The 22,366-nt window shown below is 70.1% G+C and carries 22 protein-coding genes; 11 read left to right on the top strand and 11 right to left on the bottom strand.

Going from position 1 to position 22,366, the window contains the following annotated elements; all coding sequences use genetic code 11:
- Genes ACFQ91_RS10735 through ACFQ91_RS10725 form a run of 3 tightly spaced genes read right to left on the bottom strand, consistent with a single transcriptional unit; the run spans window position 1 to window position 2,308 of the window.
- On the bottom strand, window positions 1-528 hold the full coding sequence (locus tag ACFQ91_RS10735) for an ATP-binding protein (RefSeq protein WP_232623617.1): 528 nt from the start codon (window positions 526-528) through the stop codon (window positions 1-3).
- A complete protein-coding gene (locus ACFQ91_RS10730; protein ID WP_198498971.1) occupies window positions 525-1,697 on the bottom strand; it encodes an HRDC domain-containing protein in 1,173 nt (390 codons plus the stop codon). The genes ACFQ91_RS10735 and ACFQ91_RS10730 overlap by 4 nt, the downstream gene beginning before the upstream one ends.
- Complete coding sequence (locus tag ACFQ91_RS10725) at window positions 1,694-2,308, bottom strand: DUF3000 domain-containing protein (protein WP_198500986.1); 615 nt, start codon at window positions 2,306-2,308, stop codon at window positions 1,694-1,696. The genes ACFQ91_RS10730 and ACFQ91_RS10725 overlap by 4 nt, the downstream gene beginning before the upstream one ends.
- Before the next feature lie 135 nt (window positions 2,309-2,443).
- Here ACFQ91_RS10725 and hemE point away from each other — a divergent pair, with 135 nt between their 5' ends.
- Genes hemE through hemQ form a run of 3 tightly spaced genes read left to right on the top strand, consistent with a single transcriptional unit; the run spans window position 2,444 to window position 5,633 of the window.
- A complete protein-coding gene (gene hemE, locus ACFQ91_RS10720) occupies window positions 2,444-3,502 on the top strand; it encodes a uroporphyrinogen decarboxylase (protein WP_198498970.1) in 1,059 nt (352 codons plus the stop codon).
- Window positions 3,499-4,926, top strand: coding sequence for a protoporphyrinogen oxidase (gene hemG, locus ACFQ91_RS10715; RefSeq protein ID WP_198498969.1), 1,428 nt, complete (start codon window positions 3,499-3,501; stop codon window positions 4,924-4,926). Before hemE ends, hemG begins: the two co-directional genes overlap by 4 nt.
- Window positions 4,923-5,633: a hydrogen peroxide-dependent heme synthase gene (gene hemQ, locus ACFQ91_RS10710; RefSeq protein WP_198498968.1), complete on the top strand. Its 711-nt coding sequence runs from the start codon at window positions 4,923-4,925 to the stop codon at window positions 5,631-5,633. The genes hemG and hemQ overlap by 4 nt, the downstream gene beginning before the upstream one ends.
- A 174-nt stretch (window positions 5,634-5,807) precedes the next feature.
- Here the strand turns inward: hemQ and ACFQ91_RS10705 are convergent, their stop codons facing one another.
- A complete protein-coding gene (locus ACFQ91_RS10705) occupies window positions 5,808-6,032 on the bottom strand; it encodes a hypothetical protein (RefSeq protein ID WP_198498967.1) in 225 nt (74 codons plus the stop codon).
- Between the two features lie 112 nt (window positions 6,033-6,144).
- Between ACFQ91_RS10705 and ACFQ91_RS10700 the strand changes: the two genes are divergently transcribed.
- A complete protein-coding gene (locus tag ACFQ91_RS10700; protein ID WP_198498966.1) occupies window positions 6,145-6,609 on the top strand; it encodes a MarR family winged helix-turn-helix transcriptional regulator in 465 nt (154 codons plus the stop codon).
- 42 nt (window positions 6,610-6,651) lie between these two features.
- Here ACFQ91_RS10700 and ACFQ91_RS10695 read toward each other — a convergent pair whose 3' ends face one another.
- The gene (locus ACFQ91_RS10695; RefSeq protein ID WP_198498965.1) at window positions 6,652-7,167 is read right to left on the bottom strand and encodes a GNAT family N-acetyltransferase; all 516 of its coding nucleotides are present in this window, start codon (window positions 7,165-7,167) and stop codon (window positions 6,652-6,654) included.
- Entirely contained in the window at window positions 7,168-7,596 is a 429-nt protein-coding gene (msrB, locus tag ACFQ91_RS10690; protein ID WP_198498964.1) for a peptide-methionine (R)-S-oxide reductase MsrB, read from the bottom strand.
- A gap of 146 nt (window positions 7,597-7,742) precedes the next feature.
- Between msrB and ACFQ91_RS10685 the strand changes: the two genes are divergently transcribed.
- On the top strand, window positions 7,743-8,942 hold the full coding sequence (locus ACFQ91_RS10685) for a S9 family peptidase (RefSeq protein ID WP_198498963.1): 1,200 nt from the start codon (window positions 7,743-7,745) through the stop codon (window positions 8,940-8,942).
- 33 nt (window positions 8,943-8,975) lie between these two features.
- Here ACFQ91_RS10685 and ACFQ91_RS10680 read toward each other — a convergent pair whose 3' ends face one another.
- Together ACFQ91_RS10680 and ACFQ91_RS10675 are read right to left on the bottom strand one after the other, a co-directional pair.
- Complete coding sequence (locus ACFQ91_RS10680; protein ID WP_198498962.1) at window positions 8,976-11,846, bottom strand: penicillin acylase family protein; 2,871 nt, start codon at window positions 11,844-11,846, stop codon at window positions 8,976-8,978.
- Window positions 11,847-11,906: 60 nt separating this feature from the next.
- The gene (locus ACFQ91_RS10675) at window positions 11,907-12,803 is read right to left on the bottom strand and encodes a DUF817 domain-containing protein (protein WP_198498961.1); all 897 of its coding nucleotides are present in this window, start codon (window positions 12,801-12,803) and stop codon (window positions 11,907-11,909) included.
- A gap of 158 nt (window positions 12,804-12,961) precedes the next feature.
- Between ACFQ91_RS10675 and ACFQ91_RS10670 the strand changes: the two genes are divergently transcribed.
- Together ACFQ91_RS10670 and ACFQ91_RS10665 are read left to right on the top strand one after the other, a co-directional pair.
- Complete coding sequence (locus ACFQ91_RS10670) at window positions 12,962-14,746, top strand: N-acetylmuramoyl-L-alanine amidase (RefSeq protein ID WP_198498960.1); 1,785 nt, start codon at window positions 12,962-12,964, stop codon at window positions 14,744-14,746.
- 118 nt (window positions 14,747-14,864) lie between these two features.
- The gene (locus ACFQ91_RS10665; protein ID WP_198498959.1) at window positions 14,865-15,572 is read left to right on the top strand and encodes an NAD(P)-dependent oxidoreductase; all 708 of its coding nucleotides are present in this window, start codon (window positions 14,865-14,867) and stop codon (window positions 15,570-15,572) included.
- Window positions 15,573-15,661: 89 nt separating this feature from the next.
- On the opposite strand, the gene ACFQ91_RS10660 is transcribed toward ACFQ91_RS10665, so the two are convergent.
- Window positions 15,662-16,210, bottom strand: coding sequence for a dihydrofolate reductase family protein (locus ACFQ91_RS10660; protein WP_198498958.1), 549 nt, complete (start codon window positions 16,208-16,210; stop codon window positions 15,662-15,664).
- An 11-nt stretch (window positions 16,211-16,221) separates the two neighbouring features.
- Window positions 16,222-17,034, bottom strand: a complete 813-nt coding sequence (locus ACFQ91_RS10655) for a L,D-transpeptidase family protein (RefSeq protein ID WP_198498957.1) — start codon at window positions 17,032-17,034, stop codon at window positions 16,222-16,224.
- A 61-nt stretch (window positions 17,035-17,095) separates the two neighbouring features.
- Between ACFQ91_RS10655 and ACFQ91_RS10650 the strand changes: the two genes are divergently transcribed.
- Window positions 17,096-18,286: a DUF6636 domain-containing protein gene (locus ACFQ91_RS10650; RefSeq protein ID WP_198498956.1), complete on the top strand. Its 1,191-nt coding sequence runs from the start codon at window positions 17,096-17,098 to the stop codon at window positions 18,284-18,286.
- Window positions 18,287-18,523: 237 nt separating this feature from the next.
- Window positions 18,524-20,293, top strand: a complete 1,770-nt coding sequence (gene leuA, locus ACFQ91_RS10645) for a 2-isopropylmalate synthase (protein ID WP_198498955.1) — start codon at window positions 18,524-18,526, stop codon at window positions 20,291-20,293.
- 23 nt (window positions 20,294-20,316) lie between these two features.
- Here leuA and ACFQ91_RS10640 read toward each other — a convergent pair whose 3' ends face one another.
- Window positions 20,317-20,517, bottom strand: coding sequence for a hypothetical protein (locus ACFQ91_RS10640; protein ID WP_198498954.1), 201 nt, complete (start codon window positions 20,515-20,517; stop codon window positions 20,317-20,319).
- Between ACFQ91_RS10640 and recO the strand changes: the two genes are divergently transcribed.
- Together recO and ACFQ91_RS10630 are read left to right on the top strand one after the other, a co-directional pair.
- Window positions 20,512-21,240, top strand: a complete 729-nt coding sequence (recO, locus tag ACFQ91_RS10635) for a DNA repair protein RecO (protein WP_198498953.1) — start codon at window positions 20,512-20,514, stop codon at window positions 21,238-21,240. The two genes, ACFQ91_RS10640 and recO, sit on opposite strands and share 6 nt — an antisense overlap.
- The gene (locus ACFQ91_RS10630; protein WP_198498952.1) at window positions 21,237-22,025 is read left to right on the top strand and encodes an isoprenyl transferase; all 789 of its coding nucleotides are present in this window, start codon (window positions 21,237-21,239) and stop codon (window positions 22,023-22,025) included. Before recO ends, ACFQ91_RS10630 begins: the two co-directional genes overlap by 4 nt.
- Window positions 22,026-22,366 lie beyond the last annotated feature (341 nt).

Genomic DNA, 22,366 nt, shown 5'->3' with positions numbered 1-22,366 from the left:
CTAGACCTCGGCGAGGGCGCTCGGCCACTTCCGGGCGATCCAGTCGCCCCAGTCCGCTGTCGCCCGCGGTCCGAAATCGCCGGCGGCCTCGGCCGGGGTGGGCTCCTCGAGCAGAGTCCGCCACTCATCGAGCGCGTCCTGCGTGACCGGCCACGCGGTGCTGTCGCTCCTGCCGCGCTCCGCGACGCGGGCCGCCTGCTGCGCGGGATCGATGGCGAGGTACTCCGTGCGAGTCCGTGCCCCGACGGTGCCGGCAAGCCAGCTCAGCGCGATCCGCTCGTCACGGGTCCACAGTCCGAAGTCGAGGACGACGGAGGCCCCGGCGCGCAGGATCTCGACGGCCGTGGTGATGAGTCGGCCTTCGACGACGGTGCGCATCCCGTCGGCCTCCGGGTCGCCGAAGAGCGGTCGCATCCACTCATCGGGGGTCAGCCGCACCGCCGGCAGCGCCGCCGCGAGCTCCTTGGCCCGTGTCGTCTTCCCGGCCCCGACCTGCCCGACCATGAGGACGAGCTCGGGTGCGCTCACGGCAGCGGAAGCGCTGCGAGCGCCGCGCTCAGCGCGGGAGTCGTCAGCTCGACCTGCCACGGCCGCGCCCCGTGCTCCGTGAGGAACTCCGCGACGTCGGTGCGGCCCGAGGCCGCGAGCGACTTGACGATCGCCGGCTGGAGGAGCACCTCGTGGGGCATCGTGTGTGCCGCGGCCACCTCGGCGACAGCGGTCCGCAGGGCGGCGGTGCGCTCCTTGAGCTCCGTGTGGCTGAACGGCGAACGCGGCAGGCTGCTCCGCTCCCGCTTCGGCGGCAGCTCCTCCGGGGTCAGCTGTCCGGCCCGGCGCAGCGCGCGGAAGAGGCGCACCGACTCCGTGCGGGACAGGCGCGGCCAGCGGTCGAGGATGTCATCGCTCGAGCGCACCCGCGCCCGTGCGAGATCGATGAGCTCACGGTCGCGGAGCACCTTCGACGGGGCGAGATCGGTCTCGGCGGCCATCGCGTCCCGGGCCTCCCAGAGGGCGCGCACCTTCGCGAGCTCCGCCCGGGACCCCAGCTTCGCGACGCCGCTCGTGCGCCGCCACGGCTCGGCGTGGACCTTCGGCGTGAACGACAGCAGGTGTGCGAACTCCTGCTGCGCGAACTCCCACTTGCCCGCCTGCCGCAGCTCCTCGGCGAGGATGTCGCGGATCGGCACGAGCACCTCGACATCGAGGGCGGCGTAGTTGAGCCATTCCTCCGGCAAAGGGCGCGTCGACCAGTCCGCCGCGGAGTGCTCCTTGGCCAACCGGATCCCCAGGGTGGCCTCGGCGACCGCGGCGAGGCCGAACTTCTCCCACCCGAGGAGACGGGCGGCGAGCTCGGTGTCGAAGAGGGCGGCGGGCACCATGCCCCGCTCCTGGAGGCACGGCAGATCCTGGGTGACGGAGTGGATGACCCACTCATCGGATCCGAGCGCGGGGTTGAGCGAGGAGAGGTCGCCGAGGACCTCGGAGTCGAGGAGGAACGTGCCCGCACCCTCGCGGCGCAGCTGGACGAGGAAGGCGCGCTGGCCATAGCGGATCCCCGAGGCGCGTTCGGCGTCGATGGCGATCGGCCCGGTCACCGCTGACAGCGCGGTCGCGGCATCGGCGAGTCCCGCGGCGGTGTCGGTGAGCGGGGGGACCCCGTGGGCGGGGGCGGTCAGGAGCGGTGGTTCGGTAGTCATCGACGGCGCCCGGGCAGGGCTGATACTCCTTCAGGCAGAGGCGGCAGTCCGGCGACTGTGCACAGCAGATCGATCCACGCCTCGAGGTGGTTGCCGATCTCATCGGGGCGGCCGATGATCGGGGTCCACGAGGCGCGCAGCTCCAAGTCTATCGTCGCCGGCCTCGTCGCCAGGGTGCCGAAGCTCTCCGAGAGCACTCGCGTCGTCGTCCCGCCCGCCGCGACGACCTCGCAGTCATTGGAATCGAGCGCGTCCTCGAGCCATGACCAGGCGACATGGCCGAGCATCGTCTCATTGCCGAGTTCGTGTTCGAGCTCCGCCCGGATGTAGGACACGATCCGGAACTTGCCTTCCCATTCCGCGGGGGACTCGGGATCGAAGAGGACGACGATGCGTCCGGTCGCAAGCTCCTCGATGGACTCCCCGCTCGCGGAGAGGAAGGTCTCATCGGCGGTGACCTCGGCGCCGAGGGCGTACGAGTACGGCGCGAGCTTCGCCGGCGCGGGGATCTCCGAGATCGAGACGTTGTTCGTGTTCCGCGCTTCGCGCAGGACCGCTGTCACGGCGGAGAACTCCGCCGGAATCCGGTTGAGAGGTGAGGTGTTGACCACACTGGTCACGATAGAACAGCGGATGCTGTGGGGGAATCATCCACGCCGCGCAGGCGGCGAAGAATCCGCAAGACGCGCCGTCTTGAAACCGTTCCCGGTTGGGCGTGCGGGGCACGGGAATGGGAGGATGGGCCCATGACCTCAACCTTGCTCGCCGCTCTCCGGGGAGAGCCTGTCGACCACACCCCCGTCTGGTTCATGCGTCAGGCCGGGCGGTCGCTGCCCGAGTACCGTGAGCTGCGCCAGGGCACCTCGATGCTCGCCTCGTGCCGCGACCCGGAACTCGTCACGGAGATCACGCTGCAGCCGGTGCGCCGGCACGGAGTCGACGCCGCGATCTTCTTCTCCGACATCGTCGTGCCGCTCCAGGCCGCCGGCGTCGACGTCGAGATCGTCGCCGGGCGCGGGCCCGTCCTCGCCTCGCCGATCCGTTCGCGCGCCGATGTCGACGCGCTGCCGGAGCTCGATCCGGCCGACATTCCCGACATCGCCGAATCGATCGGGCGCATCACCGCCGAACTCGGGGAGGCGACGCCGCTCATCGGTTTCGCCGGCGCCCCCTTCACTCTCGCGAGCTATCTCATCGAGGGCGGCCCGAGCAAGAACCATGAGAAGACGAAGTCGCTGATGATCTCCGACCCGGAGACGTTCTCCCGGCTGCTGGAGAAGCTCGCCCGCATCTCCGCGACGTTCATCGACGTCCAGCTGTCCGCCGGGGCCAGTGCCTTCCAGCTCTTCGACTCGTGGGCGGGCTACCTCAGCCGCCGCGACTACGTCGACCACGTCCTCGAGCACTCGACCGCAGTGTTCTCCGCCCTGGCCGCCCACGAGGTCCCGAGCATCCACTTCGGCGTCCAGACCGGTGAGCTGCTCTCCTCGATGGCCGAGGCCGGGTCGAGTGCGATGGGCGTCGACTTCCGCGTCGACCTCGCCGATGCCGCGACCCGGGTGCGTCCCGGCCAGGCCCTCCAGGGCAACCTCGACCCGGCGCTGCTCTTCGCTCCGTGGGAGGCCCTGGCCCCGCGGGTCGAGGACATCGTCCGCGCCGGTCTCGCCCACGATGCGGGCTTCGTCTTCAACCTCGGGCACGGGGTCCTGCCCGACACCGACCCGGAGGTGCCCGGTCGGATCGTCGCCGAGGTGCACCGTCTCTCGCAGCAGCTCATCGCCGAGGAGGCGGCAGGCACCCGATGAGCAGGATGACGATCGTCGGCGGGGGCATCTCCGGGCTCGCCGTCGCTCACCGCCTTGCCGCCGCACATGAGGTCACCGTGCTCGAGGCCGGCGACCGCCTCGGCGGATGCCTGAAGTCGACGACGCTCGGCGGCCACGTCGGGGTCGGTCTCGACCTCGGCGCCGAGGCGAGCCTCGTCCGCCGTCCCGAGACCCGGGAGCTCGCCGCCGAACTCGGCCTCGACCTCGAGTTCCCCTCGCCCCACCACTCCTCGCAGGTGCTCGCCGCCGGTCGCCTCCAGGCGATCCCGAAGCGCACGATCATGGGCGTGCCCGGTGACCCCGAGGTCGTCCGCGACCTCCTCGGCGACGCCGCCACCGCGCGCATCGCCGCCGAAGTTCTCACCCCCGCGCTGGCCGACCCCGACACCTCGGTGGGGGAGTTCCTCGCCGCCCGCCTCGGCGACGACCTCGTCGACACGCTCGTCGATCCGCTGCTCAGCGGGGTCTATGCCGGCCGGTGCCGCGACCTGTCGCTGGCCGCCACGGTGCCCGCGCTCCTGCCCGCGGCCGCCGCGGGCACCTCGGTGCTCGATCTCGTCACCGCCCTGCTTGCCGCCCGCGACGAGCAGGCCGCGGCGTCCGACGCCGCCGCACCGGTGTTCATGTCCCTCGTCGGCGGCATCAGCCGCCTCATCCCCGCCCTCGAGTCTGCGATCACCGCGGCCGGCGGGCGGATCCGCACGCACTCCCCGGTCACCGCCGTGGAGCGCCGCGACGACGGGACCTGGACGGTGACGACACCGGACGGTGCACACACCGCCGACACCGTCGTCCTCGCCACGCCCGCGCCGGTCACGGCCGGACTGCTCGCCGAGGCGGCCCCCGGTCCCGCCCGCCGGCTCCGTGCGGTGCCCTACGCCTCGACCGCGCTCGTCGTCGCCCTCCTCGACCTCGGCGACGGACCGCTGACGGGCTCGGGATTCCTCGTGCCGGCGGCGGCGGACACGTTCATCAAGGCCTCGACGTTCGCGTCGAACAAATGGCCGTGGCTCGCCGACCGCCTCCCCGAGGGCACCGCGCTCATCCGGATGAGCGTCGGACGCTTCGGCGACGCCCCCGGCACGTGGCAGGAGCTCGACGACACGGCGCTGCGCGACCGCGCCTTCGCCGACTGGCAGGAGATCACCGGACGCTCCGGCGATCGGATCATCGTCAGCCAGGTGCAGCGCTGGGACGATGCGCTGCCGCAGTACCTGCCGGGCCACCTCGGCGCGATGGCGGACCTCGACGCCGATATCGGGACGATCCCCGGCCTCGAAGTCGTCGGCTCGACGTACGCCGGAGTCGGCATCCCCGCCTGCCTCGCCCGCGCCGAGACCGTCGCGCAGAGGCTGAGCCGGCCAGCAGACCACCACCCAACCGAGACGAAGGAGACGCTGTGAGCGACTACACGCAACCCACCGAGGAACAGATCGAGCAGGCCAACCAGGAGATCCGCTACATCGCGTACTCGGTCTTCGCCGCCGCCGGTGAGCTCGGCGACGCCGACCGGGCGCCGCTGGCCGCCGAGGTCGACGAGGCGCTCGCCCCGCTCATCGAGCAGGGGCTCGTCGTCCGCGGCGTCTACGACGTCTCCGCCCTGCGCGCCGACGCCGACGTCATGTTCTGGTACCACGCCCCGACGATCGAGCTCATCCAGGCCGCGTACTCGGCGATCCGCCGGACCCTGCTCGGCGGGATCCTCGAACCCGTGTGGTCGGTCGTCGGACTCCACCGTCCCGCCGAGTTCAACAAGGCCCACCTGCCGGCCCTCCTCACCGACGACCAGCCCGGCTCCTACATCTGCGTCTACCCGTTCGTCCGGTCCTACGACTGGTACCTCCTCGACCCGGGCGAGCGGTCGACGATGCTGCGCGACCACGGGATCGCGGCGGCCGGCTACAAGGACATCAAGGCGAACACGATCTCGGCCTTCGCCCTCGGCGACTACGAATGGCTGCTCTCCTTCGAGGCCGAGGAGCTCCACCGCATCGTCGACCTCATGCGCGACCTGCGCAACACCGAGGCGCGGCGGCACGTGCGCGAGGAGATCCCGTTCTACACGGGACCGCGCCGCGAGCTCGTCGACATCATCACCGACTGGCGCTGAGCACCGCAGACGCGCATGAGGCCGACACTCGATAGGAGTGTCGGCCTCATGCGCGTCGGTGTTTGTGCGCTTGTTTGCTTGAGCGCTTATGCGCGTCGGTGCGGGGGAGCGTTGGCGCGGGGGCAGGCGGGGAGCGGCGCCGTGTGCGCGCCGGGCTGGCGGGGGAGCCGGGCCTCAGTCGTCGGTCGGCGGCTGCGGGGTCTTCGCGACGACGTAGGAGTGACCGGCGGCGTCGGTGCGCATCTCGAGGCCGAGGGCGTCGAGGCGCTCATGGCGCAGGTGCTCGTCCTCGAAGTACCCGCCGGGGCGCGAGCTGTCGACCTGCGCAGGGCCGACGATGCGGCGGAAGAAGGAGTTGAGCCAGGCGACGCGGCGCTGGGGATCGTGGTGCTCGGTCATGGAGGTCCTCCTCGACAGGATCGCGCCGGGACGGTCCCGGTGGATGCGACGAAACTGATAACTCAATAGTACACTGAAGATTAGTGCGCTAACTAATTGTGGGAGGACACTCATGGACCTGGACGATCCGCTGGCTCTCGAGAGCCAGATCTGCTTCGCACTCGCCGTCGCCTCGCGCGGGGTGATCTCCGCGTATCGGTCGGTGCTCGAGCCGCTGCGCCTCACCCACCCGCAGTACCTCGTCATGCTCGCCCTCTGGCAGCACGGCAGCTTGCCGGTCCGCCGCATCGCCGAGCTGCTCCGCCTCGAACCGGCGACGGTCTCACCGCTCGTCAAGCGACTCGAGGCCCTCGACTACGTCACGCGTGCGCGCAGCGCCAGCGACGAGCGCGTCGTCGAGGTCACGCTCACCCCGACCGGTGCCGATCTGCGCCGGGCCGCCGAGGCGATTCCCGGCCAGATGATGGCCAAGCTCGACATCGACGAGGCGGGGGTGCGCGATCTCCATGCGACGATGACCCGGATCATCGCCGCCGTCGACGCCTCGAACGCGAGGGATTCCTCAGCGGCCTCGTAGACTTCCGGCCCGGGCGGTCCAGGGCCCCAGGGCGACGAACCGTCAGTGAGCCGGGGTCTGAGGCCGCGACATCGGCGTGTGCTCGATGCCGTCCTCGTCGAAGCGGGGACCGTTCGGGGCGAAGCCGAACTCGGTGTAGAACCCCTCGAGATGGGACTGGGCGTTGAGCGTGAGCGGCAGATGCGCGAACTCGGCGACCACCTCGGCGATGAGCCGCCTGCCCCACCCCTGACCGCGGGCGGCCGGATCCGTGACGACCCGGCCGATGCTGCGCGCCCCCGGCACCGCGGCCGGCCCGTCGGCGAATCCCTCCGGGAGGATGCGGGCGTACGCGCGCGGCATCAGGCTCACCCCCGCCTCGGCGCCGTGGGAGTCGGGGACCGTCCCGCCGTCGCCGGGATGGAACGCATGGAGCGTGCCCGGCAGGGTGTCGACCCCGTCGAGGTCGAGGAACACGCAGTCCTGCTCGACGACGAAGACCTGGGAGCGCAGCTGGAGGATGCCGTAGAGCTCGGCCGTCGTCAGCTCCGCGAACGGCTTGATGACGAGCCCGCTCACTTACGCGTCCTGCGCGTCCTCGTTGAGCCGCAGCGAGATCGAGTTGATGCAGTAGCGCTGATCGGTGGGGGTGTCGTAGCCCTCACCGGAGAACACGTGGCCCAAGTGGGAGTCGCAGTTCGCGCAGCGGACCTCGACGCGCTCCATGCCCATCGAGGTGTCCCTGATGTAGCGGACCCGATCCTCGGCGAGCGGAGCGTAGAACGAGGGCCACCCGCAGTGCGAGGCGAACTTCGTGTCCGAGGGGAACAGGTCGGCCCCGCACGCCCGACACTGGTACATGCCCACCGTCGTCGTGTCGTTGTACTCGCCGGTGAACGGACGCTCCGTGGCACCCTGACGGAGGACGGCGAACTCCTCGGGGGTGAGCACGTCCTGCCAGCGGACCTCCTCGGTGCCGTCAGCGGCGGGGGTGGGAGTGTGGCTCATGGTGACCTCCGGTCTCATTGCTCGGTGCGGTGGTGTCCATTGTCCCACCACCGGGACGGTCCGGGCCCGACGCTGCGGCGCCCACGACTCTTCCATGAGGTCAACAGCGTTTGGAGAGATCTCATTCCGTGGGAGAGAATGACACCATGGCACGCGACTCTCAGTTCCCCACGCGCCTGCTGCTGGCCGCAGTCGGCGTCGGCGCCGGCATCGGCGCTGTGATCTCAGTGGCTTCCTCGGGACTCGCCGCGTACTTCGCCCGTCGCATCGTCGTTCCCGAGAACGCCCCCGAAGAGCTCGACATCCTCCACATCGACGGCTTCTCCCCGAACATGCGCATCCACCTCCCGGCCGACGAGGAGACGACGGTGCCGGGCCTCTACGGCCTCTACTTCAACCAGGGGGCCGGGCACGCGGTGATCGGCGACATCGTCGAATACGATCCGCGCTCGCGCACCGTCTCCCGTGAGGTCGTCAGCGTGACCAAGGGCGACATCCGCCGCGCCCGGCACGGCCGCTGGACGGGCGTCGTCTACCCGGACCCGCTCGCGGCGGGGGTGAAGTTCGAGGACATCGACCTCGAATCCGACGCCGGGACGCTGCCGGCCTGGCACCTTCCCACCGACCATCCCGAACCCCGCGACACGTGGGCGATCCTCATCCACGGGCGCGCAAGCACGCGCGCCGAGGGCCTGCGGGCGGCCCCCGTGCTCAACACGCTCGGCGTGCCGGCGATCGCGATGTCCTACCGCAACGACGCCGAGGTGCGCATCGAGTCCTCCTCGCGCTACGGCCTCGGCGACACCGAATGGATCGACGTCGACGCCGCGATCGACTTCGCGCTCGCCCACGGCGCCCGCAACGTCGTCCTCTTCGGCTGGTCGATGGGCGGGGCGATCGCCTTCCAGGCGGCCTCGCGCGGACGCAACCGCGAGCACATCGCCGCCCTCGTCCTCGACGGTCCCGTCGTCGACTGGATCAACGTCCTCGACGGCCAGGCGAAGAAGAACATGCTCCCGACCCCGGTCGCGAAGCTCACGCTCGAGATGATCACTCAGCCGTGGGCGCGCCCGATCACCGGCCTCGAGACTCCGCTCGACCTCGGGCGGATGGACTGGGTGACCCGGGCCGCGGAACTCGATGTGCCCGTCCTCCTCATCCACTCCGACGACGACGAGTTCGTTCCGTCCTCACCCTCGCACGCCCTCGCCTCCGTCCGGCGCGACCTCGTGACGATGCCCCCGTACGTCAAGGCCCGGCACACGAAGGAATGGAACGTCGACCCCGTCCGCTGGGAGGACGATGTCGCGAACTTCCTCGAGACGAAGGTCCTCCCGCACGACTGAGGGCCACGACTGGGGGCACCTCACCGGCACCCGTCACGGCGTGAGGACGAGCGTGTCCTCCGCGGCTGCGGCCACCGCCGCCGGTGAGTACGCCCACCGCCGGGTCCGATTCGCCGCCCAGTCCTCCGTCTGATCGGCGTAGTTCGGGTTGAAGGCATGACCCGAGGCCCCGGTGAGATTGATCCACCGCGAGCGGTCGAAGTCCCCGACGTCGATGATCTGCCGCATCGACGGCACCCAGTCCGTCTCGAAGCCGACCGCGGCGTCCCACCCGGTGGCGTTGACGACGCCCGAGCCGCCGGAGACCTCGAAGGGCCCGCGGTTGAAGAGCTTCTCCACCGCGGTGATCCCCGATTCGCCGAGGCTGGCGTTCTTGATCGTCAGCTCGTGCAGGGTGCCCCATCGCCAGGTCACCGGTTCGGGCCCGAGGAGGTCGGCGGTCCGGGTCCACGCCGACCCGAGCGCCCGGGTGAGCGCTTCGTCCCGGCCGGTGACGTCGGCGTCCGTCCACCACGGCGACTCCGGTTCGGCGAGCAGATCGTCGATGACGAGATACCAGCGGCTGCCCCCGGAGGGACGGACCTCCGCCGGCAGCTTTGGGGCGAACACCTCGGCGAGGATCGTCGAGACGACGACGTTGAAGTACGCGGCCCCCGCGCTGTCTGCGGAATCCCGGCCGTCCCAGGTCCGCAGCATCTCCTGGGCGGCTTCGATGTCGGGGTCGCCGTTCGCCTCGAGCGCGAGCAGCCGGGGCACGAGCGTGTCGGCGAGGGGATTGCGATCATCGCCCTGGATCGCCGCGAAGTCGTCGGCGCTCACCGGGCCCGCCGCGATCGCCTCGGTGAGGAGATCGGTGATCCGGGTCGCCCGGTCCCCGTCGTCGTAGTCGTCGCCGAGGCGCACGGATTCGCCCGGTCGGGTGACGGGGTTGTTCGCGGTGACGATCCACCCGCGCTCGGGGTTGAGGGCCGAGGGCAGCTCGTCGAAGCCGATCCAGCCCTGCCAGTCCTGGTCCGAGTCCCACCCCTGGCGGGGGAGCATGCCGTCGGCGGTGCCGCGGCGGGGGATCTTCCCCGGCGCCTGGTAACCGATGTTGCCTTCGACGTCGGCGTAGACGAGGTTCTGGGAGGGCACGTCGAAGAGTTCGGCGGCGGCCCGGAACTCCTCCCAGTTCGTCGCCTTGTTGAGCGCGAAGATCGCCGAGGCGGTGCGGCCGGGGGTGAGCGCCGTCCATTCGAGGGCGAGCTGGTAGCGGGCACCGGCCAACCCGCTGTCGGCCGACGGGGACTCCGCTCCGGTCGTCGAGTCGAGGACCGTGCGATAAGTGTCGTCGAGGCCGGAGACGATCGGGCCGTGCTTCGTCTCCCAGATCGTCATCGTCCGCGGCTCCTCCTTCGCGATCCGGATCGTCTCCTGTCGCGTGACGACGCGCTCCCTCTCATCGTCGTAGATCGCGTCGGCGTCGTCGATCTTCTCGACGACGAGGTCCGTGACATCGGGGCCGAGATTCGTCATGCCCCACGCGATCGACTGATTGTGCCCGATGACGACCCCGGGCAGACCCGAGAACGAGAATCCCGAGACGTCGAACGGGCACGCGGGCGTGACCTGGGAGCACCTCAGCCCGACCTGGTACCAGACCGAGGGCATCGCCGGGGACAGGTGCGGATCGTTGGCGAGCAGGGGCGCACCCGTGTCCGTGAGCGCACCGGAGACCACCCACGAGTTCGATCCGATGTCGCGGCTGTTCATCCCCAGCAGGCCCGGGATCTCCCGCAGGCGGGCATCGAGTTCGCCGAGGTCCTCCGGCAGGGTGCCGTTGGACGCGGGGCCGTTGGACGCGGGGCCGGCGTTGGGCCCGCTGTCAGGGGTGAGGGACCCGCCGGCCTTCGGGGCGCTGTCGTTTCCCGCCGAGGTGGTGGCCGGGTCGTCGGATCTCCCCGCCGAGGTGGTGGTCGGGTCCCCGGATCGTCCCGCCGAGGTGGTGGTCGGGTCCCCGGATCGTCCCGCCGAGGTGGTGGTCGGGTCCCCGGATCGTCCCGCCGAGGTGGTGGCTGGGTCGTCGCCGGAGTCTGTGGTCCCGCCGGTTGCGGACTGGCCGTCGGGGGGATCGTCGGCGGGGGCCGCCGGGGCGTCACCGGGCGGGCCGTCGATGATCGTCGGTCGCTCGTCGTACGGGTAGTCAGGGTAGATGTCGGCCATCTGCTCCTCGGTGAGCGCCGCGCTGGTGATCGCCCGGTCGATCTCGTCCTCGAGGTTCGACCGCAGGTCCCACGCCATCGCCTTGAGCCAGGCGACGCTGTCGGCCGGGGTCCACTCCTCGATCTCGATCGGTCCGGCCTGGAGACCGAGGATCCCGTATTCGAGGGAGACCTCGGTGGGGGAGCGATCCTTGAGGTAGGCGTTGACCCCCTCGGCGTAGGCCTCGTAATAGCCGAGCGTCGTCGCATCGAGCTGGGCGACCTCCTCCTCGGCGACCTTGCGCCAGCCGAGCGTGCGGATGAAGGCATCCGTGCCGTACTGCGAGGGACCGAAGTACTCCGAGAGCCGCCCCGCCGTGACCTTGCGACGGAAGTCCATCTCCCAGAACCGGTCCTGGGCGTGGACGAATCCCTGGGCGAGGAAGAGGTCGTGGGAGGTCGAGGCCTCGATCGTCGGGATGCCGCTGCCGTCGCGGGTCACGGTGACCTGCGCGTCGAGACCCGGCAGGCTGATCTCACCGTCGGTCGTGGGAAAGGAACGGCGGACGACGACGATGCCGAGGAGGACGGCGAGGAGGGCGAGGACGACGAGACCGGCGAGGACGCGGAGGACGATTCTCCTGCTCAGGTGAAGATAGGTGCCCGACGGCGGGCGCATGGCCGATTCGAGTGCGCTCGGCGCGTCCGGTTCCGCGGCAGCCATGAAGTCCCCTTCGACGTCGTTGGTCCCGAGTATAGGTGCTCACCGGGCCGGCGGCGCTGATCAGGAGGGGCGGTCGGCGGAACCGCGGTGCGCCGTCGTCTCCGGGGGCCGGGGCGGGTAGACGAACGTGACGAGGACGACGGAGATCATCATGAGGAGGAACCACGCGACGAGCTTCGTCACGGGCACGAGCTCCCAGCCCTCGGCCTGCGAGGGGTAGAGCCACGCGCCGGCCGCGGTGCCGATGTTCTCCGCGATCCAGATGAAGAACGCGACGAGGACGAAGGCGAGGAGGATCGGCATGCGCAGGGTGCGGGTGTGGACGCGGAAGTGCATGACGCAGCGGAAGTAGACGATGACGGTGGCCGCGACGAGGAACAGGCGGATGTCGATGACGAAGTGGTGGGCGAAGAAGTTGACGTAGATGGCCACGGCGATGAGAGCGGTGATCCACCTCGGCGGGTAGTGGCTGAACCGGAGGTCGAAGAGCCGGTACACGCGGACGATGTAGGAGCCGACGGCCGCGTACATGAACCCCGTGAACAGCGGCACCGCGCCGATGTGGAGGACGCCGCCGGGGGCGTAGTTCCACGAGCCCACCGCGGTCTTGAAGAGCTCCATGACCGTGCCGAAGATGTGGAAGAGGACGATGACGAGGAACTCGCGACCGGTCTCGAGCCGGAAGGCGAGCATCCCGATCTGGATGAGCACGGCGATGATGACGAGGACGTCGTTGCGGGCGACCGGCGCATCGGCGGGATACCACCACGAGGTGAGGATGATGGCGGTCAGCATGAGCGCCCCGAAGAGACACGCCCAGGCCTGCTTGATCCCGAAGGCGAGGAACTCGCGCAGCCCCGCGGGGACACGGATGAGCCAGCGATTGGCGACGGTGTCGAGGAGCGCTTCGAGCCGCGTGAGCTCACGACTGCGCTGAGGGTCGCTGGGCTGGGGCATGGAGGACTCTCACGGATCGGGCGGGAGGGGACCACAGAAGCCTACCGCGCGGTCATTTCGGGCGGCGAACCTGCGCGGATTCGGTGTGAGAGGGTTCACAAGTCACTCTCAGCTGAGGTATCGTCGCAGCCGTGACCGAGCGAGGAAGCAGGATGCCCATGAGAGCTCTCTCCCTGACCGTGACCGCCGTGACCACCACCCTCATCGCCGCGTCGATCGGCGTGCCGGCGCTCGCCGCCGACGCCCCCGATCCCGGACTCGGCTCCGCGCCGTCGAGCAGTGCGCCGCCGAGCAGTGCTCCGGCGGGCGGCGAGGACGACTCCGCGCCATCTCCCGACCCCACATCCGCGCCGTCCTCGGCGCCCGCCTCGGCGCCGGATGCATCCTCCCCGGACTCCTCCACCGGCTCCACGGCAGGCGGGGGAACGGCCGTCGACACGTACTCCGCTGCCGTCAGCGACGTCGAACGGATCGCCCTCGACCCCGCCGAGGTGACGATCCTCGGCGCCCGCTGGAACGGTGAGGACCCCGGACTCGAGTTCCGTTCGGAGACGAACGGAGCCTGGACCGGCTGGGAGGACCTGCCGGCCGCAGATGACCCGGGCCCCGATGAGTCCTCGCCGGAGGCCGCACAGTCCACCGACGCGGCCGGGGAGTCCGAGGCCGTTCCCGTCCTCGACTCGACCGCGGTCGAGGTCCGCGCCTCCGCCGCCGGTGCGGCGACGACGGATCTGACGATCACGACCGCCGCGACCCCGGTCACCGACGCCGACGAATCGCTGGCGAAGCGACCCGATCCGGGATCGCCGTCGGGCCTGTCCCCGCAGAAGTACAACGAGGGGCTCAAGGCCAACATCATCACCCGCGCCGAATGGGGTGCGGATGAGAGCCTCGTGCGCTGCCAGTCGGATCAGACGTCGAGCGCGAAGGGCGTCTTCGTCCACCACACCGCCGGGTCGAACTCGTACTCCGAGGCCGAGGCGCCGGGCATCATCCGCGGCTATCTCGCCTACCACACGCAGTCGCGGGGCTGGTGCGACATCGGCTACAACTTCCTCGTCGACCGGTTCGGCAACATCTACGAAGGCCGGGCCGGCAGCATCGACAAGGCGATCACCGGAGCGCACGCGTCCGGGTTCAACTCCTCGACGATCGGGGTGAGCGTGCTCGGCACGTACACGGGATCGGCGCCGAGCTCGGCCGCGCAGAAGGCCGTCGAGCGCGTCATCGCGTGGAAGGCGAACACGTACGGATTCTCCCCGACCGGATCGATGACCCTGACCTCCGGCGGAGGCGGGACGGCCAAGTACCCGGCAGGGCAGAAGGTCACGCTCAAGACCGTCTCCGGGCATCGGGACACGAGCTACACGGACTGTCCGGGCGGGGCGTTCTACTCCCGGCTCGGGGCGATGAGAACGAATGCCGCGGCGCTCCAGGACGACCTCGGCTACTCCGTCGGCGGGGCGATCGGGTCGTACTACCGCGCCAACAAGGCCGCCACCGGTGAGCCCACGGGCCCCGAGCGGTCCCTGTCGAACCCCGACGGGGCGTACCAGTTCTTCCAGAAGGGCGTCGTCTACTGGTCGAAGTCGACCGGCGCCCACCTCAACAAGGGCGGCATCCGCTCCGCGTACGCGGCGCTGAAGTACGAGAAGGGGCTGCTCGGATTCCCCACGACCGACGAGGTGACGTTCACGTACCGCTCCGATGCCGTCTACCAGGGGTTCGAGCACGGCATCATCACGTACTCGGCGGCGACGAAGGGCCAGCCGCTCAGCTACGGGATGCTGAGCAAGTGGAAGGAACTCGGGTGGGAGCGCAGCCGGCTCGGACTGCCGACGACCGGCGAGTTCTCCTCCGGCGGCAAGACCCGCCAGAACTTCGAAGGCGGGTACATGACGTTCACCGCGAGCGAGGGCGTGCGCGTCTTCTACTCGAACTGAGCGGGGCGCGGTCGGGTCTCCGATTCGGCGCGGCCTGCGCGATCGTCGCTGGACAGTCGTGTCTGGGCGGTCGTGTCCGCGCAGTCGTCTCGGTGCGCCGGGGTCATAGACTGGGCCGATGCGCATCCTCCTCTTCGGTGCCTCCGGTTGGGTCGGCACGCATCTGTCCGCCCACCTCGGCGCCGCGCACGAAATCATCGGCGTCGTCCGCTCGCTGCCCGACGGTCCCGTCGCCTACACCCCGCTCGTGTGCCCGGACTGGGTCGATCATCCCGAGACCGTCAAGGCGGGGCTGGCCGACCTCGGCGCTGAGGCGGACGCCGTGATCGCGGCGATCGGCGGCTGGTCCGTCGGTGACCCGGTGCTCGCCCGCGGGCTGGCCGCGTTCGACGAGGATTATGCCTCTCACCTGCGCGGACACTTCACCGCTGCGAAGATCTCGGCCGACCTGGGCGTGGGGACGCATCTCGCCCTCAACGGGGTCGCGAGCATCGAGGCCCTGAGCGGATCGGGGGCGATCAGCGTCTTCGGCGCCGCCCAGTCGATGCTCATCCGCGTCGCCGATGCCGAGACCGCCGACGTCCGGTTCCGGGAGCTGACGATCCTCGCCCCCGTCTCCGGTGATGACCGCAACGACCTCACCGGGGGAGTGGAGACGATCGACATCGCCGAGGTGAGCGCCGCCGCGGCAGCGATCCTCGAGCGTGGCGGGATCGCCTCCGATGAGTCCGGGCGCACGGGTTCGCCGGGAGGAGAGGGCTCGTCGGCAAGCGCGGATTCGTCGGGTGGCGAGGAGATCGTCACCTTCCTCTCACCGGGGCGGTGATCGCGCGCCCGGTGGCGTGTGTCGACTGCGTCGGCGCGGACGGGACGACCGACCGCCTCGGCGGGGTCACTCCATGGACGACGCCGAGGTCACGCGCGCACGTAGCGGATGATGACCTGGTCGTCGCGCTGTTCGACGCCGCGGACTCGCAGCGGGATGTCGGCGTCGAGGGCGGAGAAGTGCGTGCCGGCATCCTTGAGGTAGCGCGGGGAGATGCTCAGATGCAGTTCGACGCCCGGGCCGTGGTCGAGGAGACGGTAGGCGAGGTTGGGGCCGGATTCGCAGAGGAGCATGTCGCCGGTCGTCTCGAGTCCCGCGATCACCTCGGGCAGGGTGTCGGGGGTGAAGTGGACGGCACGGTAGTCGAGGCCGCGCTCCGCGAGCTGCTGGGACAGGACCTCAGCGTCGGATTCCGTGAGCACGTAGACGGGGGTGTGCTCGAGCACCTTGCCGGGCGCGTTGATCATCGGCAGCTGCGGGTTGAGCGCCGTGCGGCGATCGATGAGGATCGCCCCGGCCCGCCTCCGCAGGCCGACGAAGTAGGTGAAGTCCGTGGGCGTCGACACCCCCGTCGACCACCCGTCCTGGGCATATGCGCCGTTGATCGACTGCACGAGGGAGATGATGACCTCTCGCATGCGCTCGCCTCCTATTTCGCCAGTTCTGCGGCCGGACCCATCGCGATCCGCGGATGCGCCTCCGGGTCGAGGTTCTCCAGCAGCCACACGAGATCGTCCTTCTTCAGGGTGACGCAGCCGTTCGTCCCCGAATCATGGTCGAGATGGAGCCAGATCCCGCCGCCCCGGTCCTTGCCCAGCGGACGCGTGCGATCGGTCGGGGGAGTGCCGGGCGTGCGGTTGTAGTCGATGGCGATGACGTAGTCGAAGACCCGTTCGTACTCGGGTCCGTACGCGACGCTCGCCGAGGCGGAGAGGCCCTTGTCCCGCGTGTACGGCAGCTTGGTGCCGGGATTCTCGGCATAGCCGCCGGCATCGCTGAGGGTGAAGACGCCGATCGGGCTCGTCTTGTCCCCTTCGCGGCGGTCGGCCAGCCATCCCGCCGACCCGTTGTGCGTGGCGAAGGTCTTCACCTTCTCCCATTCGTCGCCGGTGCGCCGGTAGACGCGCAGCTCCCCGGACTCGGAGTCCGCGTACGGGCTGGCGACGACGAGCGCCTGAGTCGTTTCGGCCGGGATCTGGGCCGAGGTCTCCGGTCCGAGTCCCGGCAGCGCCGGAGCCGGGTCCTGTCCGGATGCCTCCCCTTCCCGTTCCCCGGATCTCGTCGCCGAGGCGGTCCCGGGGTCGTGCTGGACCGGAACGGCGAAGTCACCGGTCGGACCCTGTTGAGCGGGTGCCGCGATCGCGCGGTCGGGGGAGTCGTCTGCGGGCCCGCACGACGCCAGGGAGACGGTGACGGCGAGTCCGACGAGGCCCGCGCCTGCGCGGGTGCGACGACTGAACATGAGGTCATCCTCTCACGAACCTGAAAAGGGGGAGGCCGGGGGCTGTGAGAAAATGGCGCTCATGAGTATTCCACCCGTGCCGAATCATCCTCCGCGCCCCGGGCGCCGGAAACCGGCCGAGGAGACTCCGGATTCGATCACCACGCAGCTCTTCATCGGCCAGGACAAGTCGCCGCAGGCCGACGGCTCGACGCAGGCGCTCAGCGCCGAGGAGATCGACCGGTTGAAGTCGATGGTCTCCGCCGACGGCGCCGCGGCGACCGAGGTCCTCAGTCTCGAGGAGCTCCGCGCCATCGCGGCCGCCGAAGGCGGTGACCCGGAGGTCGATGAGCCCGCAGCGGCACCCCGGAAGGTCAACTCCTCGGACCTCGCCGAAGCCGAGGCAGCGGCGGCACCCCGCCAGTGGAACCCGCAGGGCACCCCGCACTACGGCGGTTCCGAAGGCGTAACGCGACCTGCTGAGGGCTTCGGCGCCGCGGCGCCCGGCCAGTTCTCCCCGCAGGTGAGCCAGCAGGGGCAACCGCGCGGTGGGACTCCGCGCGGGGGGACTCCGGCACCGGCCGGAGCCGCGTACGCCGCGGGATACCAGAACGGCGGATACCCGGGACCCGGTGGACCGGCGGGGCCCGGCGGGCCGACCGGACCGGGAGGACCCGGCGGGCCCGGTTCCGCGGGCGGGCCGGGCGGACCGTACCGGCGCGAACCGGAGACGGCGAAGGTCCCCGCCTGGCTGTGGGTGCTCGCGTCGATCGCCCTCGTGCTCGCGATCGGGATCGTCGGCTACATCGTCTGGGATTCGATGCAGAGCACGGAGGAGACCGCCTCGGCGCCGGAATCACCCTCCCTCCAGCCCACGCCCGCGCCGACGGAGAGCCAGGGGTCGGAGACCTCGAGCCCGCCGGCGGCCGTGGAGACGTTCGCGTCGCCGTCGGGCAACATCGAATGCACGATCGACGCCGACCGGGCGCGGTGCGTCATCGCCTCGTTCGACTACACGCCCCCGGAGAGGCCCGAGGACTGTCAGATGGACAACTGGGGCTCCGTCGTCGTCGCCAACGGCGAGGGCGCGGGCTTCTCGTGCCGGGAGGCCCCGGCGAGCTCGGGCCCGGCGCGCGTGCTCGGCTACGGTGAGTCGATCTCCGCATCGGGGATGACGTGCACCTCGGCCGAGGACGGCATGACGTGCACCGCCGACGACACCGGTGTCGGCTTCACGATGCGACGGGCCTCGGTCGACTTCCTCGGCGATTGAGCGCACCGCCTCGGCGATTGAGACCACCGCCTGCGCGGGGTGGTCTCCGCTGTCTGCGACCGCCGGGTCCCTGTCTTGAGATGTGGACAACGTGTCCGCCTGCGGCTCATCACGGTCTACGGTGGAGGCGTGGCTCACAGGTTCCTCCTCCTTCCGTGCCGCGACGAGTCCTGATTCGGACAGCGCCCTCGTCGCGGAGGCTCTCATGCTGTAAACCCCGACGACAGATGATGAGGAATGATGAACCTGCAGCAGCCGACCCCCATGCCATTCACGAAGTACAAGTCGTTCCAGGATCGGATCGTGCTCGACATGCACGATCGCACCTGGCCTGACCAGGTCATCCGGAAGGCCCCGCGCTGGCTGAGCACCGACCTGCGCGACGGCAACCAGGCGCTCATCGACCCGATGACCCCCGACCGCAAGCGGCGGATGTTCGATCTCCTCGTCAAGCTCGGCTTCAAGGAGATCGAGGTGGGCTTCCCCGCCGCCAGCCAGGTCGACTTCGACTTCGTGCGCTCGATCATCGAGGACGACGCGATCCCCGACGACGTGCGCATCTCCGTGCTCACGCAGGCCCGTGAGGATCTCATCGAGCGGACCGTCGAGTCCCTCGTCGGGGCGAAGATGCCGACCGTCCACCTCTACAACGCGACAGCCCCCGTCTTCCGCAAGGTCGTCTTCGGGTTCGACGGCGACGGCTTCGACCAGACCCGCGACATCGCCCTGCAGGGCACGCAGGCGGTGATGAAGCACGCCGAGACGCTGCTGTCCGGCTCGGACTTCGGGTACCAGTACTCGCCGGAGATCTTCGTCGACACCGAACCGGAGTTCGCCCTCGACATCGTCGGCAGCGTCCTCGACATGTGGCAGCCCGGCGCGGGTCGCGAAACCGTCGTCAACCTCCCCGCCACCGTCGAGCGCGGCACCCCGAACACGTACGCGGACCAGATCGAATGGTTCTGCCGCAACATGCCCTACCGCGACGAGGTGGCCGTCTCCCTCCACCCGCACAACGACCGCGGCACCGGCGTCGCGGCCGCCGAACTCGGCATCATGGCCGGGGCCGACCGGATCGAGGGCTGCCTCTTCGGCAACGGTGAGCGCACCGGCAATCTCGACCTCGTCACCGTCGCCCTCAACCTCTACACCCAGGGCGTCGACCCCGAACTCGACTTCTCCGACATCGACGAGGTCATCCACACCGTCACCGAGTGCAACCAGATCGGCGTCCACGAGCGTCACCCCTACGGCGGTGACCTCGTGTTCACCTCGTTTTCCGGGTCGCATCAGGATGCGATCAACAAGGCCTTCGCCGACCGGGAGCGCAACGCCAAGGCCGACGGCGTGCCCGTCGACCTCATGGAATGGGACATGCCCTACCTGCCCGTCGACCCGAAGGACCTGGGACGCTCGTACGAGGCGATCATCCGCGTCAACTCGCAGTCGGGAAAGGGCGGAGTGACGTACCTGCTCAAGAGCGAGTACGGTCTCGATCTGCCGCGCCGCATGCAGGTGGAGTTCTCCAAGGCCGTCCAGCAGCACACTGAGGCCGGCGGTGAGGTCACCGCCGAGGAGATCCGCCGCATCTTCAACCACGAGTACCTGCCGAGCGACGACCCCGACGCCACGTGGGGTCGCTTCCAGATCGTGGGCCTGCGCACCGAATCCGGCGCCGTCGACGACACGAGCGCCTCCGAGCGCATCGAGGTCGACCTCATCGTGGACGGTCAGGAGCGGACCTACGAAGGCCGCGGCAAGGGCCCGATCGACGCCCTCGTCCGCGTCCTCAACGACAACTTCGACATCGACATGCGTCTCCAGGACTACACGGAGCACGCGATCGGCTCGGGCGCGGACACGATGGCCGCCGCCTACGTCGAACTCGCCATCGAGGACCGGGTGCGCTGGGGCGCAGGTCTCCACCCGAACATCACAAAGGCCTCGCTCAAGGCCGTCATCTCCGCGGTCAACCGCGCCGCGCGCGACGCCGAGTCCGACCGCTGACCCTCTCGCCGATCTGCTGACCGTCAGCCGGTCGACTGACCGTCAGTCGACCGGCTGGTCAGGCCGGTCGGTGGGGCGTGGTGGGCTGTGCCCCTCGCATTCGGCCGGGCCGCCTCGGGCACGGGAGTACGGGCGACACGGGCCGCCTCGGGCACGGGAGTGCGGGCGACACGGGCCGCCTCGGCGCGGTTGACGGTGCGCTCTGCGATAATGGTGCGGTGCACAACTATCGTGATGAGGGCATCGTCCTCTCGGGCCACAAGCTCGGTGAAGCCGACCGCATCGTCACCGTGCTCACCCGCAGCCACGGACTCGTCCGCGCGGTGGCCAAGGGGGTGCGGCGCACGAAGTCCCGGTTCGGCTCCCGCCTCGAGCCGTTCATGCTCATCGACGTCCAATGCCACGTCGGGCGCAACCTCGACATCGTCACCCAGGTCGAGCTCATCGAACCCTTCGCCCGCGGCATCGGCGCGGACTACGATGCCTATTCGGCCGCCTCGGTGATGGCGGAGACGGCGAGCAGGATCACGGAAGCCGAACCCGTCTCCCGGGCGCAGTTCCTCCTCCTCGTCGCAGCGATCCGCTCCCTGTGCAAGGGCGAGCACCCGCCGCGCCTGGCCCTCGACGCCTACCTGCTGCGGGCGATGTCGGTGGCCGGGTGGGCCCCGAGCCTCGCCGACTGCGCCCAGTGCGGGGCGCCCGGACCGCACCGGGCGTTCTCCGCGGCCCTCGGCGGGGCCGTCTGCTCGGGCTGCCGGCCCAGCGGTGCCGCGCTGCCCGACACCGACGCCCTCGACCACCTCGCGGCCCTCCTCACCGGGGACTGGGCGCACGCCGAGGCCTCAGACCTCCACGACCAGATGGACGGGTCGAAGCTCGTCTCCGACTGGGTGTCGTGGCACCTCGAACGCAACATCCGATCCTTGAGAGTCCTGGAGCGCACGTGAGCTATCCCGCCCCACCCGCCCATCCGAGCGGGGCGACGCCGCCGCGCCTCGACGAGAAGTTCGTTCCCCGCCACGTCGCCGTCGTCATGGACGGCAACGGCCGTTGGGCCAACGAGCGCGGACTGCCGCGGACCGAGGGACACAAGGCCGGCGAGGCGTCCCTCCTCGACGTCATCCACGGCGCCATCGAGATCGGCGTCGACTACCTGTCGGCGTACGCGTTCTCGACGGAGAACTGGAAGCGCTCACCCGAGGAGGTGCGCTTCCTCATGGGCTTCAACCGCGATGTCATCCGCCGGCGCCGGGACGAGCTCAACGCCCTGGGCGTGCGCATCGTGTGGTCGGGGCGGCGGGGGCGTCTGTGGCGCTCGGTCATCGACGAACTCGAGACCGCCGCCGAGATGACGAAGCACAACACGGGCCTGACCCTCCAGTTCTGCGTGAATTACGGCGGACGCTCGGAGATCGTCGACGCCGTCAACGAGATCACCGCCGAGGTGGCCGCCGGCCGGCTCAAGCCCGGCAAGGTGAGCGAGAAGACCCTGCGCGCCCGGCTCTACGCGCCGCAGGTGCCCGACGTCGACCTCTTCGTCCGGTCGTCGGGGGAGCAGCGGACCTCGAACTTCCTCCTCTGGCAGTCCGCCTACGCCGAGATGGTGTTCCAGGACGTGCTCTGGCCTGATGTCGACCGGCGCACCCTGTGGACGGCGATCGAGGAGTACGCACGACGCGACCGGCGCTTCGGCGGCGCCATCGACCGCCCAGGAGGGGCCGCGGGAGCCTGAGGGCGGGGCGTATCCTGCTTGGAGGGCGTTGTGGGGACTCGAACAGTCGACTCGGGCAGGTGCTCGCTGCCGGCCGACGTTTCGGGCTCACCCTGGTTTCCACGGCTCTGTTTACGAGCTGAGCCCTCGAAACTCACCTGAGCCGCAACCAATAGTGCGCGGACGGCGTTCGGGCCGAGGTGCTACGAGGCACCCGGCGCGTCATAGACCAGCGGTTCTGCGTTTTGCGCCAGTTCGAGCCGAGATGGCCAGTTCCTGCATTGGCCATCTCGGATCAGACTGGCGCAAACCCGGTCGGGACGGTGCTGGGAGTCGACTCGGGCCGGTGCTCGCTGCCGGCC

Origin of the sequence: Brevibacterium sp. NPDC056726, assembly GCF_042790515.1 — a bacterium.
Classification (GTDB): domain Bacteria; phylum Actinomycetota; class Actinomycetes; order Actinomycetales; family Brevibacteriaceae; genus Brevibacterium; species Brevibacterium sanguinis.
This window is presented reverse-complemented; position numbering and strand designations above follow the sequence as displayed.